Below are 20,525 nucleotides of genomic sequence, written 5' to 3'. Positions count from 1 at the left end.
ATATGTCGATTAAAAATAAGCTAAGCAGAATGAAGTCTCATATAAAAAAAGAAGAACAGACTGCCCCTGTGAAAAATATCGAGATAAAGGGAAATAATATTCCATTTATGCAGCAGTGGGAGGAAGAAAATGTCCATCCGTATTGGCTGGATCAGGAATATTGTTTGATTCGCGAAGTAAGATATCCGCTGGGCTATACACATGGGAATTATACATTTCGTGAGTTTTGTCACATTGTAGATGAATGGAATAAAGTGAATTATGAGCATCCCCTTTCAGCAAAAGGTCATAAAGCAAAGGAGCTTTTCTTCTTTGACACGGAGACAACTGGTCTTGGAGGTGGAGCGGGAAATACTATTTTTATTCTTGGGTATGCACAATTACGAGAAAACGAGATTGTATTGAAACAGCATATATTACCATATCCAGGAGCAGAAGTTCCTTTATTTAATAGTTTTCTAGAGAACGTAGACTACACAACACTCGTAACATATAATGGAAAGGCTTTTGATTGGCCTCAAGTAAAAACAAGACATACGCTAATTAAGGAGCATGTACCGAAGCTCCCTGAATTTGGTCATTTTGATTTATACCACGGGGCAAGGCGAATGTGGAAACATCGATTAGATAGAACAAAGTTGTCTATAGTTGAGGAAGAAATCCTTGGAGTAAAGCGGGTAGATGACATTCCCGGATTTCTCGCTCCAATGATTTATTTTGACTTTGTTGAACGAAAGAATCCTGAAGGAATGCTTGGTATTTTAAAGCATAATGAAATAGATATCCTTTCTCTTATCACTTTATATACCCATTTAAGCTATCAATTGCTAAGAAAAGATCATAAAATTAGCGCCAAAGAGGCATTAGAAGTTGGAAAATGGTATGCCGTAATAGGGCAGACTGATATTGCAAAGCAAAATTTACAAAGTATTAAGGAGCAAAATAAAGAAGAAGTTTTAGAGGCTGCCTTTTTATTGGCGAAAGAGTATAAAAGAGAGAAAAGATTAGAGGACGCTGCCGAGCTTTGGCGAAAAATTATTCAAACCTATACACACGAAACAAAAGTAGCAATTGTTTTACAATCTCTGATAGAACTTGCAAAAATGGCAGAGCATAAAGAGAAAAACTATCAAATGGCATTAAACTATACCCAAAAAGCACAGCAAATAGTAAAACACCATAACAAGCTAGATAAAATGATGTTTGAGCTTCAAAAAAGAAGTGAACGAGTGGAAAGAAAACTGCAAACGAATAAAAGAAAACAGATATTCCATCAATAACCTAGTTGTTTGCACGCCAGTTCCCTATTAAAATAGTAATTGGTTCATTTATACTAAAAAATTGTTTTTATTTCTAAGAATTATCTTCTAGCAGTTTAACAGTAAGATAATATCATTGAAATACAGGTTAGAATAAATGAAATACTAATTTGGAGTGAACGAACTTGTATAAAGTGGTTATGTGTTTGTTTTTTGTTCTTATTTGTTTAACAATCATCTTATTTACAACACTAAAAGATAGTTTTTATGCCCATTTATAAAAAAAATTATGCCGCCGTAATAGCCAAGTATTTTTGTGATTTATGGATGCAGTGAAAAATATCTCCACAAAATAGGTGTTTGTATTAGTACAAGATTATCCCTTTCTACATAAATTGTTACTGTAAGATAACTAATTTTTGAGAGGAGATTTTCTTATGCATTGTAAACCTAATAATATTTTACCTGCAGTAGTTCATCCGACAAAATGTTGTGTGAATAACACTTTTTCTAATAATATTGTGCCACATATTCATCCAACACATACTACTACTGTAAACCATGTGAATTATGAGCACCAACATTTCTTCCCAAACACTCAATCTGTTGAGAATGTGGTAACTAATACCCAGGCTAATATGGGTCCAGCTCCAGCTCCATATCCAGTTGCACCAGTAGCTCCAGCTTATCCAACAACTGGAGGAACACCATTTACAGCAACTGGTCAAATGTTCCCAGCTCAAACTGGAATGCCTGGTGGATTTCCGTTTAGAAAAAGATAAGTAAGATAAAACAAGGATCTTTGTTTGAGATCCTTGTTTCTATTTACTAAATGATAATTAAGATTTATCCCACTCTTAAAGTTCAGTAAGTCTCTCGCCTGCAAGCTTTATAAGAATTCGAGGAGGAAAAGTTGGTGATCCACTGTCAAAAAAGGTCCGAATGGTTCAACTAACCATCAGTTGGGGAGGAAGGAAAACCCCATTGATGGAAGTTTGATTTTATTGTAACGATTATTTTCGTTCATTTTATCGAATACTTATCATATAATGAAATCAGTCATGCAACAATTTGAGGTGAAAAGGTGTTTCTCCTCTTCTAAGTAAGTATAAATTCTTTATGGGATAAACTATTTATGATATATTTTATAGTAATAATGGTTAATACGAAGGAGTTACTTATACGATTATGAAAATAGCCGTTATTTCTGGCTATAAGCCTTTTGAGATAGGAATATTTAAGCGAGACGAACCAGCAGTAGAATACATAAAATTAGCAATTAGGAAAAACCTGCAGATAATGCTGGAAGAAGGACTTGAATGGGTATTAATTAGCGGTCAACTCGGTACAGAGCTCTGGGCTGCTGAAGTTGTTTATGATTTGCAAATGGAAGAATACCCTGATTTAAAACTTGGAATTATTACTCCATTTCTTGAACAGGAACAAAATTGGAAAGAAGCAAATAAAGAGTGGTATGAAGAAATTATGATGCAGGCTGATTTCGTTGATTCAGTTTCCAAAAAAGCCTATGAGAATCCACAGCAATTAAGAGATAAGAATGTATTTTTACTAAAAAAAAGTGATACGCTTCTTCTGTTTTATGATGAGGAGAATCCTGGTAGTCCAAAGTATTTGTACGAATTGGCTCAAATGTATCAGGAACAAAACAAATATGAAATTCGTAAAATCCAGTTTTCAGATTTACAAGATATTGTGGAAGAAGTCAGATTTAATGAAGAGTATTAGTAGATTTAATTGACAAAATGGCGTATATTTGAAAAAATAATTGAGATAAATGGTAATCGACTGAGGTGAGCGATAAATGCTATCAGATAAAATGAAATTAACAGCAAAAGATATTTTGGAAAAAGAGTTCAAAACAAGTGTAAGAGGATATAAGCCGGAAGAAGTAGATAAGTTTTTAGATTTAATTATTAAAGATTATGAAACATTGCATCAAGAAATTGAAGAGCTTCAACAAGAGAATTTACGCTTAAAGAAGCAAGCGGAGGATGCTAGTCGCAGACAACCAGCTCCAACTACAGCAGGCACAACTAATTTTGATATTTTAAAAAGATTATCTAACTTAGAAAAGCATGTGTTTGGTAGTAAGCTTTACGATTGAGTTTCATTTGATAAATAATGATCATGCTATATAAAAGATAGGAATTACCTATAATAACCATTGCAATGCTTTGCTAAAACAACTATAATAGCTATTGTATCAATAAAACGCTTTGGTAATCGCTGCAAACTTTGTTTGTAGAGGAAAGTCCATGCTCGCACAGGCTGAGATGCTTGTAGTGTTCGTGCCTAGTTAAAAAATAAGCTAGGGCAGCATATTTATGCTGACGGCAGGGAAAATACCTAAGTCTTAGGATATGGTATGAATACCTTGAAAGTGCCACAGTGACGTAGCCTTGTCAGAAATGACAAGGGTGGAACGAGGTAAACCCCACGAGCGAGAAACCCAAATTATGGTAGGGGAACTTTCTCTGAGGAAATGAACGGATGAGAAGGACAGAAATTATATTTCTGTAGATAGATGATTACCGCCTTTGTACGAGATGTTAAAGTCGTATGAGTACAGAGGAACAGAACATGGCTTATAAAGCGTTTATGTTGATTAATTATGAGAATGAAGATAAAATCACAAAGGGTGACACGGAGATTGGTGTCTGATAAACTGTTAGAGTTTTAATTCAAAACAGTATGTCATGCATATATTCTGGTCATCCTTTTTATATGGATTATTTCTATTTAACGGAATGAAAGAAAAAATAAAATAAGATACATAAGATGAAATTCTAGTTATAATTAAGGAGACAATATGCGAAACTTTGAATTAATAGCAACAGCTGCTATGGGTCTTGAAGCAGTAGTTGCGAAAGAAGTAAGAGAGTTAGGATATGATTGTACAGTAGATAATGGGAAGGTATTATTTAAAGGCGATGAAACCGCAATAGCGAGAACCAATATGTGGCTTCGTACAGCAGATCGTGTAAAAATAAAAGTGGCCGAATTTAAGGCTACAACATTTGATGAACTTTTTGAAAAGACGAAGGCTATTCGTTGGGAGGAGTATTTACCTGTTAATGCTCAATTCCCTGTTTCAGGTAAATCGGTAAAATCAAAGCTTTTCAGTGTATCTGATTGTCAAGCAATCGTAAAAAAGGCAATCGTTAATCGAATAAGCTCGCACTATAAGAAAACAGGATGGCTAGAGGAAAACGGAGCTTTATTTAAAATAGAAGTAGCAATTTTAAAGGATATTGTAACATTAACAATTGACACTTCAGGTCAAGGTCTTCATAAACGGGGCTATCGAGCTGGCCAAGGAGAAGCACCACTAAAAGAAACCCTTGCTGCATCGTTAATTTTACTAACGAATTGGACAGGTGATCGACCATTTGTAGATCCTTTTTGTGGATCAGGAACGATTCCTATTGAAGCTGCTTTAATCGGACAAAATATCGCACCAGGTTTTAATCGCGATTTTATTTCGGAAAGCTGGGATTGGATGCCGAGTAAAGTATGGAATGATGTTCGTACAGAGGCAGAGGATAATGCAAAGTATGACCAGCCACTCGAAATCTTTGGATCAGATATTGACCATCGTATGATTAAAATAGCCCAAGAAAATGCATTTGAGGCAGGACTAGGAGATTTAATTACCTTTAAACAGATGCAAGTAAAAGACTTTACCACAATGAAAGAAAATGGTGTTATTGTGGGGAACCCGCCATATGGAGAGCGACTAGGCGATAAACCATCTGTTCAAAAAATGTACCAAGAAATGGGACAGGCTTTTGCTCCACTTGAAACATGGTCCATTTATATGCTTACAAGTGATGAAGAGTTTGAAACACATTACGGCAAAAAAGCGACGAAAAAACGTAAATTATTCAATGGATTTATTAGAACAGATTACTACCAGTATTGGGGAAAGCGAAAAAGAGATTAAAACATAAAAAATAAATAGTCCCTTTAAAAGATTACCTGATTCGATAAGTATATTTTTTTCGTATCAGTATATATTTATCCTATACGTAATTTTCTGGAGGTAATATTTATGAAAGATAATACAGTAGATTATACAAAAATAATGGATGCGTTAAATTCTTCTATGGATCTTATGGCTGGAGAAGGAGTTGCTGACGAAACCGTGATTCAACAGCTCTCTGACGCCCAACAAATAGTTCAGCAAGCATTGTCTCATTCCTTGTCAAGAGATAGAGGGTGAAGGAGAAATGTAAGGAAAGGTAACTTTCTGATTTCGTAAAGAATTATCTTTTAAAATGAGAGTGGAATGTAGTTCCAGATACTTGACTCCTTTCGAAAAGCAATTGTTTGGAGCGCATTAGAATGAACTTTATTCATCCTCGATTTTTAGATATAAATCACTATTTTTCCCGTTGCTTAATTTAGTACAAAATGAAAATGTAAAAAAAGTAAGAGAGGGTGCCAAATTCTTTTGAGGCAACCCTCTTTTCACTTGAATATTAGCTCTAAATTGTCTATGATTAGGATTCGTTATGAAAATTTCATTGTAATATTTATATATAGCTAAGAGAGAAAAAAGGAAGTCAATTCGTAAAGTCGGAGGGGTATCATGCAAAATAGCATGCCATTTGAAGTATCAAAAACAGAATCATTTTATGAAAAATTGGGAGAATGGATTGGCGATGTCTTTTATGACATTCTTCCCGAAGCAGGATATGAATTACGTGACGAGCAGGTTTATATGGCTTATCAATTAGAAAAAGCATTTAAAGACAAAAAAACGATTTTTGCAGAAGCTGGTGTCGGTACTGGAAAAACATTTGTATATTTATTATACAGCATTTGTTATGCTCGATATGTAAATAAGCCTGCAATTATTGCTTGTTCAGATGAAACATTAATCGAACAGCTTGTGAAAAAAGAAGGCGATATTGCAAAGCTAGAGCAAGCTCTTGGATTAAATATTGATGTTCGCTTGGCAAAATCCCGCAACCAGTATTTATGCTTAACAAAATTGGATCAAAAAATCACCTTTGAAGATACGTATAATTCGATTTATGACAGCCTTCCTGATTTTGTTCACGGAACAGGTTCTATGCAATCCTTTGCTCCATATGGGGATAGAAAGGATTATCCAGATTTAAATGATAAAGATTGGGAAGGTGTAGCATGGGATTCTATGCAAGATTGTTTTACATGTGACAAACGCCATCGCTGTGGACAGACATTGCACAGAGACTATTATCGGAATGCTAAGGATTTAATCATATGTTCCCATGATTTCTATATGGAACATATTTGGACAAAAGAATCTAGAAAAAGAGAAGGGCAGCTACCATTATTGCCTGATAGTGCATGCGTAGTTTTTGATGAAGGTCATTTACTAGAATATGCAGCACAAAATGCGTTAACATATCGATTAACAGAACAGAATTTGGAAAATCTATTAACTCGATTGATGGCAAATGATGTGCGTGAAAAAACATTGAATATCATTGAAGAAACAATCTATCAGAACGAGCAGTTTTTTAGAGAGCTAACAGATGCTTCCTTTAAAGCAGAAGGCTCTGATAAACAAGAAATTAAAAAAACAGAAAATGTGATGCATTCAGGAAGAAAATTAGCAGGATATATTTCGGAGTTAGAGGAAGAGCTCGTGTTTGAAAGCGAAATGTATGTTATTAATGAATATGACTTAAAGGTTGTTGAGGAGTATTTAGAACAGATATCTCATTCATTAAGCTTATTTTTAAAGGAAATGAATGGAATTACATGGTTTGAAGAAACGAACGGGGAAAGAACGCTTGTGATTATGCCAAGACTTGTTCAAGACATTATGCAAGAGGAAGTATTTAGCCAACAAAAACCTATTATTTTCTCATCTGCAACGTTGTCTGAAAGCAAATCATTTGAATATATGGCGAGAAGTATTGGAGCATCTGATTATTTATCTTTTTCTGTTGATTCTCCATTTGATTACGAAGAGAAGATGACTGTTCATATTAAGTCATTCGAGAAAGAAACGAATAACGAAAAACAAGGTTATTGCTATGAAGAATTGATAAAAGCAGATGGACGCTCATTGGTGCTTTTCAATAGCAAAGAAGATTTAGCTAGTTTTAAGGGAAATCTACCGAAGGACTTTTCCCTTCCAATATATTTTGAAGGAGAAAGAGAAATCAGTACCCTTGTTTCTAACTTTCAAAATGAGGAAGAATCCATCCTTTGTGCAGTAAATTTATGGGAGGGGTTAGATGTGCCAGGTAGATCACTAGAGAATGTATTTATCTATTCCTTGCCATTTCCTCCAAATGATCCTGTGTATAAAAGTAAACGAGAAAATGTAGAAAATCCATTTTTAGAAGTGGATTTACCTTATATGATCTTAAGACTACGTCAAGGTATTGGTCGATTAATTCGAACACATGAAGATAAAGGTTCTATCCATTTATGTATAGATATTGACGAAACAGACTTAGTGAAAAATGCGGTATTAAAGGCATTGCCTGTTACACCAAATTAAGCAGTTAATAATAAATGTCTCATTAGTCATTCTAATAGTGTGTCTTTAAAATATGACACCTAGTTGCTATTCAAGCAGCACAGAATGAACTTGTGAGACATTTTTTTGCAAATAGCTAGTATGTCTCTTTTTTCTAAGCCTCATTTTTAAATATACCTAGTTAATCTACTGGTATGTTATGATAAAAGCATACTAAGTTGAAAAGAGGAGAGTATATTGTCTATTAATGGAAAAGAGATTGAAACAAAATTTTTGGAGTATGTGAAGAAGATAGGAGCGTATAATGAAGCGCTTGCTTTGATTTATTGGGATTTACGTACAGGGGCTCCAAAAAAAGGAGTGAACCAGCGAACAGAAGTAATTGGTGTATTATCGTCTGAATTATTTGAATTATCAACTTCCGAACAATTAGAATCCTATCTTACTGTTCTCTCCGAAGAGAGCATTCAAATGGAATTATCACCAATTACAAGAAAGACAGTTGCGGAAATGAAAAAGGATTTTGATCGTAATAAAAAAATTCCTGCTCAGGAATATAAAGAATATGTTATGCTGCAATCCAAAGCAGAAAGTGTTTGGGAAGAAGCGAAGGAGAAAGCAGATTTTGCACTTTTTCAGCCGTATTTAGAAAAACTAGTAGAAATGAATAAGAAATTTATAGAGTATTGGGGACATAAAAACAATAAATATGATGTTTTATTAGATATGTATGAGCCTGGTATGACAGTCGCTGTTTTAGATGAAGTATTTTCTAATGTAAGGGATAAAATAGTGCCTTTAGTACATAAAATTGCAGAGTCATCTCACAAACCATCTACAGCCTTTTTATATCAGCATTTTTCACAAGAAAATCAAGAAGCATTTAGCCTCGAAGTGTTAAAGCAAGTAGGATATGACTTTGATGCTGGACGTTTAGATCAAACTGTTCATCCATTTGCTACAGGAATCAATCCAGGGGATGTTCGTATAACGACGAAATATGATGAATCAGACTTTAGAGTGGCTATATTTGGAACAATCCATGAAGTTGGTCACGCGTTATATGAACAAAATATTTCTAAAGATTTAATCGGTACTCCTTTATGCTCAGGAACTTCTATGGGAATTCATGAATCCCAATCACTATTTTATGAGAATTTTGTGGGAAGAAATTTATCCTTCTGGAAACATAACTATGAAACACTAAAATCATATACAAGCGGTCAGTTTGATCAAGTTTCCGTTGAAGATTTTTATCGTGCAATCAATGAATCAAAGCCTTCTTTAATCAGAATTGAAGCAGATGAACTAACATATCCGCTACATATTATGATTCGTTATGAAATAGAGAAAGGTTTATTTGATGGTGATTTACAGGTCAAGGATTTGCCGAAGATTTGGAATGAGAAATATCAATCCTATTTAGGAGTGGTTCCTGAAAATGATGGGGAAGGTGTTCTTCAAGATGTACATTGGGCTGGAGGAAGCTTTGGTTATTTTCCTTCCTATGCACTTGGATATATGTATGCAGCACAACTAAAACAGGTAATGCAAAAAGACATTCCTGAATTCGATGATTTATTAGAACAAGGCCAATTACTGCCTATAAAAGAATGGCTTAATGAAAAAATTCATCGCTACGGAAAAATGAAAAAACCACTTGAAATATTGAAAGATGTTACTGGAGAAGGCTTAAATGCTCAATATCTAATTGATTATCTTTATAATAAATATAGTGACGTATATCAGTTAGAGCAATAACCAAAATTAATTTACCTAAAACCATTCTGACAAATCGAGCCTACTCTTCAAAGTATCTCTATATTACAGCAGCTTTGCAATTAAATCGATTATAACAAATCGGTTAATCTTTTCTAGTTTTGGCACATATTCCACGAATGATAAATATACTAATATATGTTTATAAAGAAGTGGGTGTGATAAATATGGTAAATTATTATTGTAGTCACTGCCTGACTATCTATAAAGAAAAGACAATTTGTAAATGTTGTGGGCATAAAGTGGAGAATAAAATTAAAATTGAAGTGCAAAGCCATACAGATAATAAGAAAATAATGTAGAGGAAAATAAATAGGATAGATAAAAATCTATTATTCTGTTTGTTTTTATTCTGCATGAACGACCAGAAGGATTCCCTAGCCTGAATGGGTGAGAAAATAAGAAATTATAAATGGGGGAAACTTCAGTGGAAAGTGGATTAGTTCAACTTCAATCAATGTGGATGGAAATAACACTGATTGAAGTTGAACTTTATATTTCTAAAATAAGAACAATGGTTAATTGACCAATATTTTTTAGTGAAATAGGTAAGTTAAGTGCTTTTTCAAAACCAGATAGCTTTGTTTCACCTGCTAAAACGGTAGGTGGTGTAATATCTATATCAATTCCATTTTGAGATACAAATGTAGATAAATTACCAGCAATCATATTCCCTAATTCCCCGGAGAATGATTCAAGCATGGCTCCTTCCAAAAACATACCAAACATGGACTCGCCAAGCTTACCGAAAACTTGGTCATCCCCATCTATAATGATTCTGCCGCGTAAATCTCCAGTTAATCCTATTAATACCCCTAAAGATTTTAAAACAAAGGGTGAGACAGTTACAGAAGGCCTCTCAATCTGTAGTTCGCAGGGAATAACACCTTTTACAGCTTCAATTGTTCCGTTTAAAATTTCAGTTGTACTTTTAGTTAATGTCACTCACTATTCCCCCATCCTCTAGATAAAACCATCTTATCATAAAATAGACCTATTTTGTTTATAATTTTTTTGGAAAATAGGAGAAAGTTCATGGTACATTTTTCCTACACGCTTTATTTTATAGGATTTTTCACTACTAAAAGGGTAGAAAAATGTAACTGATTTTTCTTATTGAAAATGATTTTCAATAATGGTAATATGTAATTGAGATAGAAAATTATTCTCATTAAGGAAACGAGGTGTAACGAATGATAGCTTTTCCAATTGGTTTAACGGTTATCAGTTATTTATTTGTTATGAAGTATGTTTTAGATCATACGACAAAAGCAACAGATATTAAATAATTGTAATTACATATAAATATGGAATACTGTTTTTTCTTGTTAGCATTAACTACCTACATAGGGATTGCTGACAAGGGAAAGCAGTTTTTTATTATTCTGGAATCGGAAGCAGCTTGGTAAAACTATAAGTAAATTGCTTAGATATTAGAAAAATTTATCAGCTTAGTAAGTTTATCATCTCTTGCTTATGAGCATTCGAGGAAGTTAGGCAGAGATCAACTGTCCGTACAGGTCCGTATGGTTCAACTAACCATCAGTGGGGGGAAGAAGGAAAACCCAAACTGATGGAAGTTTCATTTTTTTGTCGTCGCTTTCAATTTTCAGTTAATTTTACTTTATTGTTATGTGGAAAATAGTTAAAATAAAAGAAACACAGATGAAAAGGAGCTTATCATGCTTTCAACGAATACAGACACATTACATAAATGGACAGCATTTTATCAATATTTTTTGGCACATGATGATCAACAAACTGCGCAAAGGTTGAAAGAACTAATTAAAAAAGCGACTAGACAAGAATTTATTGCAACTTTTTGTGGACATTATTCTGCTGGGAAATCAAGCATGATTAATAAACTTGTTGGTACAAATGTTTTACCAACTAGCCCCATTCCAACAACGGCTAATATTTTTCGGGTCAAAAAAGGAAGCAAGCAGTTAAAAGTTTCTTATTGCTCTAATCAAGCAGACGTTTATAAAGATGTTCTTGATATAAAAGGCGTTTTACGGGCAACTGAAAGAGTGGAGGATATAAAAGAATTAGAAGTCCAATTGGATACGGAACTGCTTTTAGAGAATGCTATTTTAATGGATACTCCAGGAATAGATAGTACAGATCAAGCCCATCAATTAGCAACAGAATCTAGCATTCATCTTGCAGATATTATTTTTTATGTCGTTGATTATAATCATGTACAGTCCGAAATAAATTTTGATTTTACGAAACAGCTAGTTGATTCAGGAAAAAAGTTTGTATTAATCGTTAATCAAATGGATAAACATCGAGAAGGAGAAATTTCATTTCAAGACTTTAAACAAAGTGTTTCTGACTCCTTTTTATCTTATGGGATTAAGCCAGAAAAAATTTTCTTTACTACATTAATCGAAACGAATTTTTTCTATCAAGGATTGGAAGAGTTAAAGAGATATATTGTTGGAAAAATGAAAGAAAAAGAGTTGACTCTTCCTATTTCAATGGATGAATCCTTTCAAAAGCTATATAAAGACCATAATTCCTTTATTGAAACAAAGTATGCTGAAAGAATCGCTCCTTTAGAGGAGCAGTTATCAGGTTTAACACAGGAAGAGTATCGTTCATTAGAATCAACCTTGAGTACAATAAAAAATGCCATTCAAACAATAGATAAGAATGAAAACGAAACAGTATTATCTTTAGAAAATGAATGGCATTCGATTATTAAGAATGCATATATTATGCCATTCAATCTTCGTGAATTGGCCAAATCGTATTTAGAAACAGAACAGAAAAATTTTAAAATTGGATTATTTGGCAGTAAAAACAAAACACAAAAAGAAAGAGAGGAAAGACTATTAGCTTTTTACACAGAGCTCGAAAAGCTTGTTCAAATACAATTAATAACGCCATTATCGCAGTTTTTTGAGAAACACGGTAAGCCAGAGTATTTTCCGAAAATTAAAGGGCTTGCCTCTATTTTAAATATGCATAGGTTGAAAGAGTTAGTAAATAAGGATGCACAGCTTTCTGAAAACTATGTTCTGGTATATTGTGAGACTGTTGAAAATGATTTGAAACAGTCTTTTAGGAAAGAAATTGCGACACTATTTGCTCAATGGAAAGAAGAACGCCAGCGGCAATTACATACGGAAAAAGAAGAACTTAAGAAAGAACAGAAAATCTGGCAAGGATTTGTAGACTGTAAGCTAAAAAAGGAAGAGCTTGAGACTAAATGGCAAGAGTGGAGAGAGAACCTAAATCATCTCTTTATCACACAATCAGTTGATGAGAGTCTTTTGCAAAGGTTACTAGATTCAGATAAAGAAAAAATTACTTACCATACATTATCATCCATAAACACAAGAGCCGTGGACAAGAAAAGAAATCTGACTGAGGATAGTAAACGAGAAGAAAGAAATGAATTTGATACAGATTTACTAATTAAACAATTACGTTTTTTAAGTAATAACCTGCAACAAGTAAAGGGTTTTACACATATAGCAAAGAATTTGCTCACCAAAGCCTCCAATATTGAAAATCGAACATATACTATTTGCTTATTTGGTGCTTTTAGTGCAGGGAAGTCTTCTTTTGCCAATGCTTTACTAGATTATCCGATTTTGCCCGTTTCGCCAAATCCAACTACGGCAACAATAAACCGAATTTTGCCAATAGATGAAGCCCATCCACATAAAACGGTGATTGTTAAATGGAAAACTGAGTCAGAAATGCTTACAGAGATAAATGACTATTTACAATTAGTGAAGGAAGAGGCAAGTTCATTAGAATCTGCACAAAATTTGATAAAAAAGCTGGCTGCTAAACCTGTCGAGAGATATGCAAATGAATTTCGCTATCTGCAAGCTTTTGTAAAAGGGTATTCTGCCCATCGAGATCATTTGGGCAGTGAGATTAATGTTGGTTTAGAAGAGCTTTCGAATTTTGTAGCAGTGGAAGAAACCTCTTGTTTTGTGGCTTCAATAGATGTTTATTTTGATTGTATAATTACTAGAAAAGGAATTACGCTCGTTGATACACCAGGAGGAGACTCTATAAACAGCAGACATACGGAATTAAGCTTTGAATTTATGAAAAAAGCAGATTGTATTTTTTATGTCAGCTACTATAATCACGCATTTTCCAAAGCGGATCGTGCTTTTTTAGTACAGCTTGGAAGATTAAAGGATGCTTTCGAAAAGGATAAAATATTTTTTGTCATTAATGCAATAGATTTAGCGAAGGATGAAGAAGAGCAAGAAGCTGTAGAGGTGTATTTACAAGAGCAACTGCAATTATATGGTATACGTTCTCCACGAATTCTTCCTGTTTCTAGTCTTTATTATAAGCATGAAATTTACGGGAAATGGATGGAAAAAGCAGAGGCTAAAATGTATGAATTTATTGAACATGAATGGCTATCAATGATGCTCCAATCTGCTAAAAAAGATTATGAAGGGACGATTGAACTTTTAAAGCAGCTAGTTAAATCTGCTTTTGCGAAAAAGGAAGAAGCTGAACAAGAGTTTTCTCGGATGGAGGAAGAAAAACGGAATATACTCTCACAGTTTGAAACAATAACGTTTCGAGATTTATTAGCGAAATTTAAAATGGAAGTTGAAGAACAACTATTTTATTTAAAGCAAAGAATCATGTTTCGATTGCAGGAATTAATAAAGGAATCCTATCATCCATCCATTTTACGAGGGGATAATAAGAAAAGAGAAATTTCCATTGCGACTGCTTCGTTTCTAATACAGTTGAATTTTGAATTTGAACAAGAATTGCGAGCAGTAAATGTAAGACTGGACCAAAAATTTTATAAAGGAAGAAAAGATGGGTATCAAGGAATCCAGCATTCGATTCAATCTATCAATGGAGAAATTCGTTTGCAAGAAGAAATGGAAAATGCATTGGCTTCAAAATTAACGTATCATGCTCCTTTCAAAGAATTAGATAATGCCCTTAATAAAATCGGAACAAAATATTACAAAAATCCAAAAAGCTTTTTTGAAAATAATGACCGAAAGAATATGGGGGTAGAGTTAGAACAATTAGTTGATGAGCATGGGAATATCTTTATAAAAGAGCAAATCCACTCCTTCTTTACTTTTTATAAAGAGTTATTTGAACAACATTTCGATACACTTCTTGATAATTTAAAAGAACAAGTGGTCGAATATTATGATGGAAAAACCGCACTTTTAACGGAACATGAAAATATAGATAAGCTTGAGTGGATAATTAAAGAATCAACACAAAAAGATTTTCCGAAACAAACTAACTAAAAACAGGGAATACAAGAGGAGGAATGAAGATGGAAATTGTAAAAAGTGTTGATTGGCTGCAGGAAAATTTAGAATATAATTCGGTGAGAATTATTGATTGTCGTTTTGATTTAAAAAATCCTGATGCTGGAACCGAATGGTATAAAGAAGGTCATATCCCGAATAGCGTTTACTTTCACTTAGAAAAAGACCTCTCTAATCCAGTAACCGAACACGGGGGAAGACATCCATTACCAGCTATAGAAGAATTTGTTTCTAAACTAGAAAAAATAGGTATTGGTAAGGAAACTATCGTCATTGCCTACGATAATGGGGAGGGGGCATTTTCCAGTAGACTCTGGTGGTTATTAAACTATATAGGTCATTCAAATACATATATTTTGGATGGCGGCTATAATGAATGGGTAAAAAAGGATTTTCCTAGTTCAAAAGAAGTCCCGACTTTTTCACAGGGTACTATCTCACTTGCTATTCAGTCTCAAATGATTGCTACATACGAGGATGTTTCAGCTCAAGTAAAAGTAAAAGAGGAAGATAAGGTGCTTATTGATTCCAGAGAACATAAACGGTATATAGGAGAGATAGAACCTATAGATAAGAAAAGTGGACATATCCCTGGAGCAATAAACTTTGTATGGACAGAAGGATTAAAAAACGGCTTCTTTTTGTCGACTAATGAGCAAAAAGAAAGGTTTTCCTCATTAGATCCAAGAAAAGAGTATATTGTATATTGTGGCTCTGGCATAACTGCTACCCCTAATTATATTTCCTTAAAAATGGCAGGATTAGACAAAGTAAAGCTTTATCCGGGCAGTTTTAGTGATTGGATTTCTTATGGTGAAAATGCAATTGAGACCTGTTTGCCTAACAAGATAGAAGAATGAACAAAGTATTGATGTCTAAGGAGAGGCAGTAAAGAATGTTAATAGACAAAGAATTGCGATTAAGACCTATACAGATACCAGAAGACTTAACTATCGCTCTCCCCTGGTATCAAGATAAAGAAGTTCTCTATTTCTCTGAGGGAGATGGTACTGCGCCATATGATATAAACATTATAGAGAGAATGTACAGCTACTTATCAAAACTAGGGGAACTATACATAATTGAGATTTTTGATGAACATAAGTGGCAGCCTATTGGTGATGTAACCTTAGCCGAAGATATGCTACCGATTGTTATTGGACCGAAAGTTTTTCGAGGGAAAGGGTTAGGAAAACGAATTATAGGGTTATTAATCGAAAGAGCCAAGAGGCTTGAATGGGAGAAAATGAAGGTTAAGAAAATATATTCATATAATATCGCATCTAAAAAAATGTTTGAAAGCTTAGGATTTACAAAAGTAGAGACAAAATTAGATGAAAAGGGAAGAGAATACAGTAGTTTTGAACTTATCTTAAAATAAGTGATTAAGAACAGGAAACTAATGGGGAAAATTAGTAAAGGGTTCCGTTTTCGGGTGCATTCTTACTAAATGACACAAGAAAAGACATATGAATTGGCATACGTCTTTTCTTTATTTATCAAGGTTTCTGCGGAATTTCTTTAGATTTGACAAAGCAATTGACATCACTATTTTGATGGACAATAAGTATTGTACAATTAAATAAGAGGGTCAAAACTTCTGTCATTTGTAGTGCTGTTTTGAGTACCAATTTAATTGATCCTTATAAGCTGGTCGATAAATAGTTACTGATTCCCTCATCTGGGATTGAGAGGGTCCGCACTTATCGGTTGGGAGATCAGGTTAAGCATCTGCCGTGGGAGGATGGAAGGTAAAGCATTGACTCGACGACAAAGTTGAGAAGCACTAATGCTAGTAAGGCTAAACAGTTCCTCTGTCCCTTCCATAGCGCGAATACGTTCTTCTGTTTCCTCGTAGGATTTCCAATTTCCCAATTGCATGGCGACACAAATCCTCATTAGATTAGCGGTGGTCAGTTTTTTAACACCGTTGTCTAAGAACGAACACTTAAATGTTTCAAACGGTAAGAAAGATAGGTATTTACTAAATACAGTCTGATTTGATATGATGTTATCCATGAAAGTCTCCTTTAGTAGCAGTCACGGATAACGTGGGTTCAGCTTCTACTTTAAGGGACTTTTTTACTTTCGTCCATAAAACAGGAGGCTAGGACAAAACTAAATAGCCAATCTGTAAAGACGAACTATCCTTAATTTAGCTCTTAAATAAAGGCTACTTTTTCATGCTAGTTATTTATGATTTTAAATATAGTCAGTGTAAAACTAATTCGTTTTTAAAGATTGTTTTTCTATAACTATTATGGAAATAGAAAAAATTAATTAATTAGAAAGACGGAGCAGCCTGAATACACGTAGACTCCCTCCAGAAAAGTTGATATACCAACGTTTGTAGTAGATTTTTTGAGAAATAAAAAATTTTTTAAAAGTTATTTCAGATTCATTTCAGGTGGTATTACCCATTTTTAAAAATAACTGGGAATTAAGAAGACGCTTCGCTAGAGTCAATAGGGATTAATTGACAAATATACATTATTTGATGCACTTTGGTCTCTACTATTCTTACGAGAACGTACCCTCCCATGTCTCTTAGCGTCGCGCGCTTACATTCCTTCGTTTGGCTTCATCATAAGGTAGAGGCTGGCATCCTGCTCCTATATAGACTCTAAGTCGTATGTCTTTTTATAAGCCAGCTACTGTGTCATCTTGTGATTTACTGTTTCTATTACTCTACCTTGGATTAGTTAAAGCTGGAGGACGGAAAGATCCTGTCTCATCCGTTCTCCATCAAATAAAACTTGTTGGTTACTTAACCCATGAAAAACTTTCAATAGTTTACTACAGAGTATAACGAGTGCTTCTTTTTTCTTTAGTGGATTTTTTGTCCTGGTAATATAATATTGATATAAATCGTGAAAGACCTTATTGTTTCGTATTAAAGGGAGTACTGCCCGGTAGAGAAGAGATCGTAGTTTTCTTCTCCCTCGCTTTGAAAGACTTTTTCGACCTATAAACTTTCCAGAAGAATTATCTCGTAACGTTAATCCCGCTAATTTTATGAGTTGGCGTGGATGTTGATAGTTCTTTAGAGATCCTACTTCTGACAGTAAATCAATCACTGTCTCTTCCCCAATACCTGGAACCGATAAAAGATAGTGAAATTCTGCTAGGCCTTCCACCATTTCTTTTAATTCTTTATTCACTCTTTCTAACTGATTTGTATATAATTCATATTTTTGTATCAACATAACAATTTCCAGTCGTGCCATTTCAACGCCTTCTTTTAAGCCGATGGATTGTTCTGCAGCCTTTATTAATTTGGCTATTTTGGGTCTTGCTGGATAGGCCAGATGTTCTTTCTCTCGGTAGAAAGTGATCAACTCTTCTACGTCCCGTCCTTCTAAGTCTACTGGTAAAGGTGTCTGTTTTAACACCGCACAGGCATTCTTGCCTAACTCTTTAAAAGCAGTATGAAATTCAGGGAAATACCTGTCTGTCCAGCGAATGATCTGGTTTTTTACTTTCGCTATTTCTTTCTTCACACTCCCCCGAATAGAAGACCCTTGTCTAAGTTCTGCTTCTATTCCTTCTAGCTTGCGAATAGGACTGAAATAGCCGTTTGTGATTAATTTGGCAATAACTCTCGCATCTTTCTTATCATTCTTTGTTTGGAGATTGTCATCCAATTCCTTCGATCGTTTAACATGTAAGGGATTGACAATGACGTAACGAATGCCTTTGGAGGCAAGAAATGCAGCGAGATTCATCCAATAATGACCAGTAGGTTCAAAACCGATCAAAAGATCCTTTTTTTCCTGTTTTTTCATCAATTGATGTAAGTAGATATAAAATTGTTGAAAGCCTTGATTAGACTGATGGACGGCAAAAGATTTACTTAATTCCCGTCCTCTATCATCCACTGCACAAGCATAATGCGTTCTTTTTGCTATATCAATGCCCAGTATCAGAGTAGAATTAGTGACTTGATTTATTTTTTGATTACGATTATTATTCATAGTAGATTCTCCTTGATGCGTATTGATTGGCGTTGATACATGCATCATATAGGAGGATCTTTTTTTATGCAAGCCCCTAAAACTAACCCCACAGGAATGCTCCTATGGGAGCTGCGAGAAAGTCCGAGACCCCGCAGGAACTTAAGTGACGAGGAGGCTTGGCGCTCGCCCCATGGAAAGCGAAGTGTATTCAGGCTGCGGATAATAACACCATCTTTACTGAAACAGCCTTTTATAAACCAATATAAACCCGAACAATCATCAAGTATCGTATGGTTGTTCGGGTTTATTTATGGCCGGAATACATATGTCCCAGACTCGTGTTTAAATTTATTTTTTGACCTGTGGATACATATGCAATGCTAGTGGAAAATCTCCGCTTATTTTACTTTCGCGGTTCTTCGATAAAGGAGAGGAGAAGACACCTTATTTAAAAGAATACGATGAACCATATCACCTGTGAGTGAGATTTTATTTTCCTAATTAAGAAACTCGCCTATTACTACGGCGAGTTTTCCCTTTTTAAATATCAATAATGATGCCAATCCGATCGTCATTTCAGCACTTATTTTAAAAAAACCACCTCAAAACGGAATGGTTTAGAAAATTAGTCTCCTGTTATTTCCTTAGGCTGTATGGATAAATTGTTCAGACTTCGTGTTAACAGCAACAAACATACAAACAGCCTTCCTTAAATTTCATCAATTCAAAAATGGAGAAGAAAAAGCTACCAGCCACAACTTTTTTAGAATCTGTTATAATGAACTAATGGAAATAAAGGAGAGATGTGATTTGATCAATGAGAAACAAGCAAACTTGATGCTAGTAGATGGGATGGCGCTATTATTTCGTGCTTTTTTTGCAACAGCTGTTACAGGTCAATATATGGTTAACTCAAAAGGAATTCCAACAAATGCGATTCATGGTTTTGTAAAACATTTTTTTACGGCAATTGAACATTTTACCCCATCACATGTTGCGGTTTGCTGGGATATGGGAAGTACTACATTTAGAACAGAAATGTACCCTTCTTATAAAGCGAATCGACAAGACGCTCCTGTTGAATTAATTCCACAATTTGATTTGGTAAAAGAAGTTGTAGAAAGCTTGAATTTACCGAATATAGGGATAACAGGATTTGAAGCTGACGATTGTATCGGAACGATTGCGAAACAAATGAAAGGTGAAGCAAATGTTACCATCTTAACAGGAGATCAAGATATTCTTCAACTACTGGATGATCATATTTCTGTTGCGTTATTAAAAAAAGGATATGGTAACTATATGGTTTATACACCAGCCAATTTTCAAGAGGAAAAAGGGATTACTCCCAAGCAAATGATCGATTTAAAGGGATTAATGGGGGATACAAGTGATAACTATCCTGGCGTAAAGGGGATAGGGGAAAAAACCGCTTTAAAGCTTCTCCAAGTTCATCAGGATATAGAAGGAATTTTAGCTAATTTATCGTTGCTTACGAAGGGTCAGCGTACGAAAATTGAAGCAGACCTCGAAATGCTCCATTTAAGCAGACAATTGGCAGAGATTAAATGCGACGTTCCGGTAAGCTGTTTGTTGGAAGATAGCTATTTAGATATCAATCCAAATACCGCAATTAAGAAATTCGAGGAACTAGAATTTAAAAGATTTCATCATTATGTAGAAAAGAAAGAAGAGCTAACGTTATTTTAATAAATGGTTTAGTATATTTTAC

General features: G+C 34.4%; 14 protein-coding genes and 1 other RNA gene. 13 read left to right on the top strand and 2 right to left on the bottom strand.

The window, feature by feature from the left end:
* Positions 1-2: 2 nt before the first annotated feature.
* From AB3U99_RS14275 to AB3U99_RS14235, 9 genes are all read left to right on the top strand, one after another.
* Positions 3-1,280, top strand: coding sequence for a ribonuclease H-like domain-containing protein (locus tag AB3U99_RS14275; RefSeq protein WP_400241935.1), 1,278 nt, complete (start codon positions 3-5; stop codon positions 1,278-1,280).
* 416 nt (positions 1,281-1,696) lie between these two features.
* Positions 1,697-2,041 carry a CotD family spore coat protein gene (locus AB3U99_RS14270; protein WP_400241933.1) on the top strand — a complete coding sequence of 115 codons (345 nt, stop codon included), beginning with the start codon at positions 1,697-1,699 and terminating at the stop codon, positions 2,039-2,041.
* A 406-nt stretch (positions 2,042-2,447) separates the two neighbouring features.
* Entirely contained in the window at positions 2,448-3,005 is a 558-nt protein-coding gene (locus AB3U99_RS14265) for a DUF1273 domain-containing protein (RefSeq protein WP_400241932.1), read from the top strand.
* Positions 3,006-3,081: 76 nt separating this feature from the next.
* Complete coding sequence (gene gpsB / locus AB3U99_RS14260) at positions 3,082-3,384, top strand: cell division regulator GpsB (protein ID WP_400241930.1); 303 nt, start codon at positions 3,082-3,084, stop codon at positions 3,382-3,384.
* Positions 3,385-3,491: 107 nt separating this feature from the next.
* Positions 3,492-3,873: RNase P RNA component class B (gene rnpB, locus AB3U99_RS14255), an RNA gene on the top strand.
* A gap of 216 nt (positions 3,874-4,089) precedes the next feature.
* Positions 4,090-5,223, top strand: a complete 1,134-nt coding sequence (locus tag AB3U99_RS14250; protein ID WP_400241928.1) for a class I SAM-dependent RNA methyltransferase — start codon at positions 4,090-4,092, stop codon at positions 5,221-5,223.
* 108 nt (positions 5,224-5,331) lie between these two features.
* Positions 5,332-5,502: a hypothetical protein gene (locus AB3U99_RS14245; protein ID WP_400241926.1), complete on the top strand. Its 171-nt coding sequence runs from the start codon at positions 5,332-5,334 to the stop codon at positions 5,500-5,502.
* 369 nt (positions 5,503-5,871) lie between these two features.
* The gene (locus tag AB3U99_RS14240) at positions 5,872-7,785 is read left to right on the top strand and encodes an ATP-dependent DNA helicase (protein ID WP_400241924.1); all 1,914 of its coding nucleotides are present in this window, start codon (positions 5,872-5,874) and stop codon (positions 7,783-7,785) included.
* Positions 7,786-8,001: 216 nt separating this feature from the next.
* Positions 8,002-9,525 carry a carboxypeptidase M32 gene (locus AB3U99_RS14235; protein ID WP_400241922.1) on the top strand — a complete coding sequence of 508 codons (1,524 nt, stop codon included), beginning with the start codon at positions 8,002-8,004 and terminating at the stop codon, positions 9,523-9,525.
* Positions 9,526-10,035: 510 nt separating this feature from the next.
* Here the strand turns inward: AB3U99_RS14235 and AB3U99_RS14230 are convergent.
* On the bottom strand, positions 10,036-10,488 hold the full coding sequence (locus tag AB3U99_RS14230; RefSeq protein WP_400241920.1) for a chemotaxis protein CheX: 453 nt from the start codon (positions 10,486-10,488) through the stop codon (positions 10,036-10,038).
* A 737-nt stretch (positions 10,489-11,225) separates the two neighbouring features.
* Here AB3U99_RS14230 and AB3U99_RS14225 point away from each other — a divergent pair.
* The 3 genes from AB3U99_RS14225 to AB3U99_RS14215 are packed head-to-tail and all read left to right on the top strand — an operon-like array spanning position 11,226 to position 16,218.
* A complete protein-coding gene (locus AB3U99_RS14225) occupies positions 11,226-14,813 on the top strand; it encodes a dynamin family protein (protein ID WP_400241918.1) in 3,588 nt (1,195 codons plus the stop codon).
* A 35-nt stretch (positions 14,814-14,848) separates the two neighbouring features.
* Positions 14,849-15,697, top strand: coding sequence for a sulfurtransferase (locus AB3U99_RS14220; RefSeq protein WP_400248081.1), 849 nt, complete (start codon positions 14,849-14,851; stop codon positions 15,695-15,697).
* Positions 15,698-15,732: 35 nt separating this feature from the next.
* Positions 15,733-16,218 carry a GNAT family N-acetyltransferase gene (locus AB3U99_RS14215; protein ID WP_400241916.1) on the top strand — a complete coding sequence of 162 codons (486 nt, stop codon included), beginning with the start codon at positions 15,733-15,735 and terminating at the stop codon, positions 16,216-16,218.
* A gap of 1,321 nt (positions 16,219-17,539) precedes the next feature.
* Here AB3U99_RS14215 and AB3U99_RS14210 read toward each other — a convergent pair.
* Positions 17,540-18,811, bottom strand: a complete 1,272-nt coding sequence (locus tag AB3U99_RS14210; RefSeq protein ID WP_400241915.1) for an IS110 family transposase — start codon at positions 18,809-18,811, stop codon at positions 17,540-17,542.
* Positions 18,812-19,630: 819 nt separating this feature from the next.
* On the opposite strand from AB3U99_RS14210, the gene AB3U99_RS14205 reads away from it, so the two are divergent.
* Positions 19,631-20,503 (top strand): 5'-3' exonuclease H3TH domain-containing protein, encoded by an 873-nt coding sequence (locus AB3U99_RS14205; protein ID WP_400248080.1) that lies wholly within the window; start codon positions 19,631-19,633, stop codon positions 20,501-20,503.
* Positions 20,504-20,525 lie beyond the last annotated feature (22 nt).

Source organism: Niallia tiangongensis, from assembly GCF_044704065.1.
GTDB classification, from domain to species: Bacteria; Bacillota; Bacilli; order Bacillales; family Cytobacillaceae; genus Niallia; species Niallia tiangongensis.
Note: the sequence above shows the minus strand (reverse complement) of the source record. Positions and strands in the feature narration are given on the sequence as shown.

Coding starts and splice junctions, on each gene's coding strand:
- AB3U99_RS14275 (WP_400241935.1), top strand. CDS start 3: ATGTCGATTAAAAATAAGCTAAGCAGAATGAAGTCTCATATAAAAAAA.
- AB3U99_RS14270 (WP_400241933.1), top strand. CDS start 1,697: ATGCATTGTAAACCTAATAATATTTTACCTGCAGTAGTTCATCCGACA.
- AB3U99_RS14265 (WP_400241932.1), top strand. CDS start 2,448: ATGAAAATAGCCGTTATTTCTGGCTATAAGCCTTTTGAGATAGGAATA.
- gpsB (WP_400241930.1), top strand. CDS start 3,082: ATGCTATCAGATAAAATGAAATTAACAGCAAAAGATATTTTGGAAAAA.
- AB3U99_RS14250 (WP_400241928.1), top strand. CDS start 4,090: ATGCGAAACTTTGAATTAATAGCAACAGCTGCTATGGGTCTTGAAGCA.
- AB3U99_RS14245 (WP_400241926.1), top strand. CDS start 5,332: ATGAAAGATAATACAGTAGATTATACAAAAATAATGGATGCGTTAAAT.
- AB3U99_RS14240 (WP_400241924.1), top strand. CDS start 5,872: ATGCAAAATAGCATGCCATTTGAAGTATCAAAAACAGAATCATTTTAT.
- AB3U99_RS14225 (WP_400241918.1), top strand. CDS start 11,226: ATGCTTTCAACGAATACAGACACATTACATAAATGGACAGCATTTTAT.
- AB3U99_RS14215 (WP_400241916.1), top strand. CDS start 15,733: ATGTTAATAGACAAAGAATTGCGATTAAGACCTATACAGATACCAGAA.
- AB3U99_RS14210 (WP_400241915.1), bottom strand. CDS start 18,811: ATGAATAATAATCGTAATCAAAAAATAAATCAAGTCACTAATTCTACT.
- AB3U99_RS14205 (WP_400248080.1), top strand. CDS start 19,631: ATGCTAGTAGATGGGATGGCGCTATTATTTCGTGCTTTTTTTGCAACA.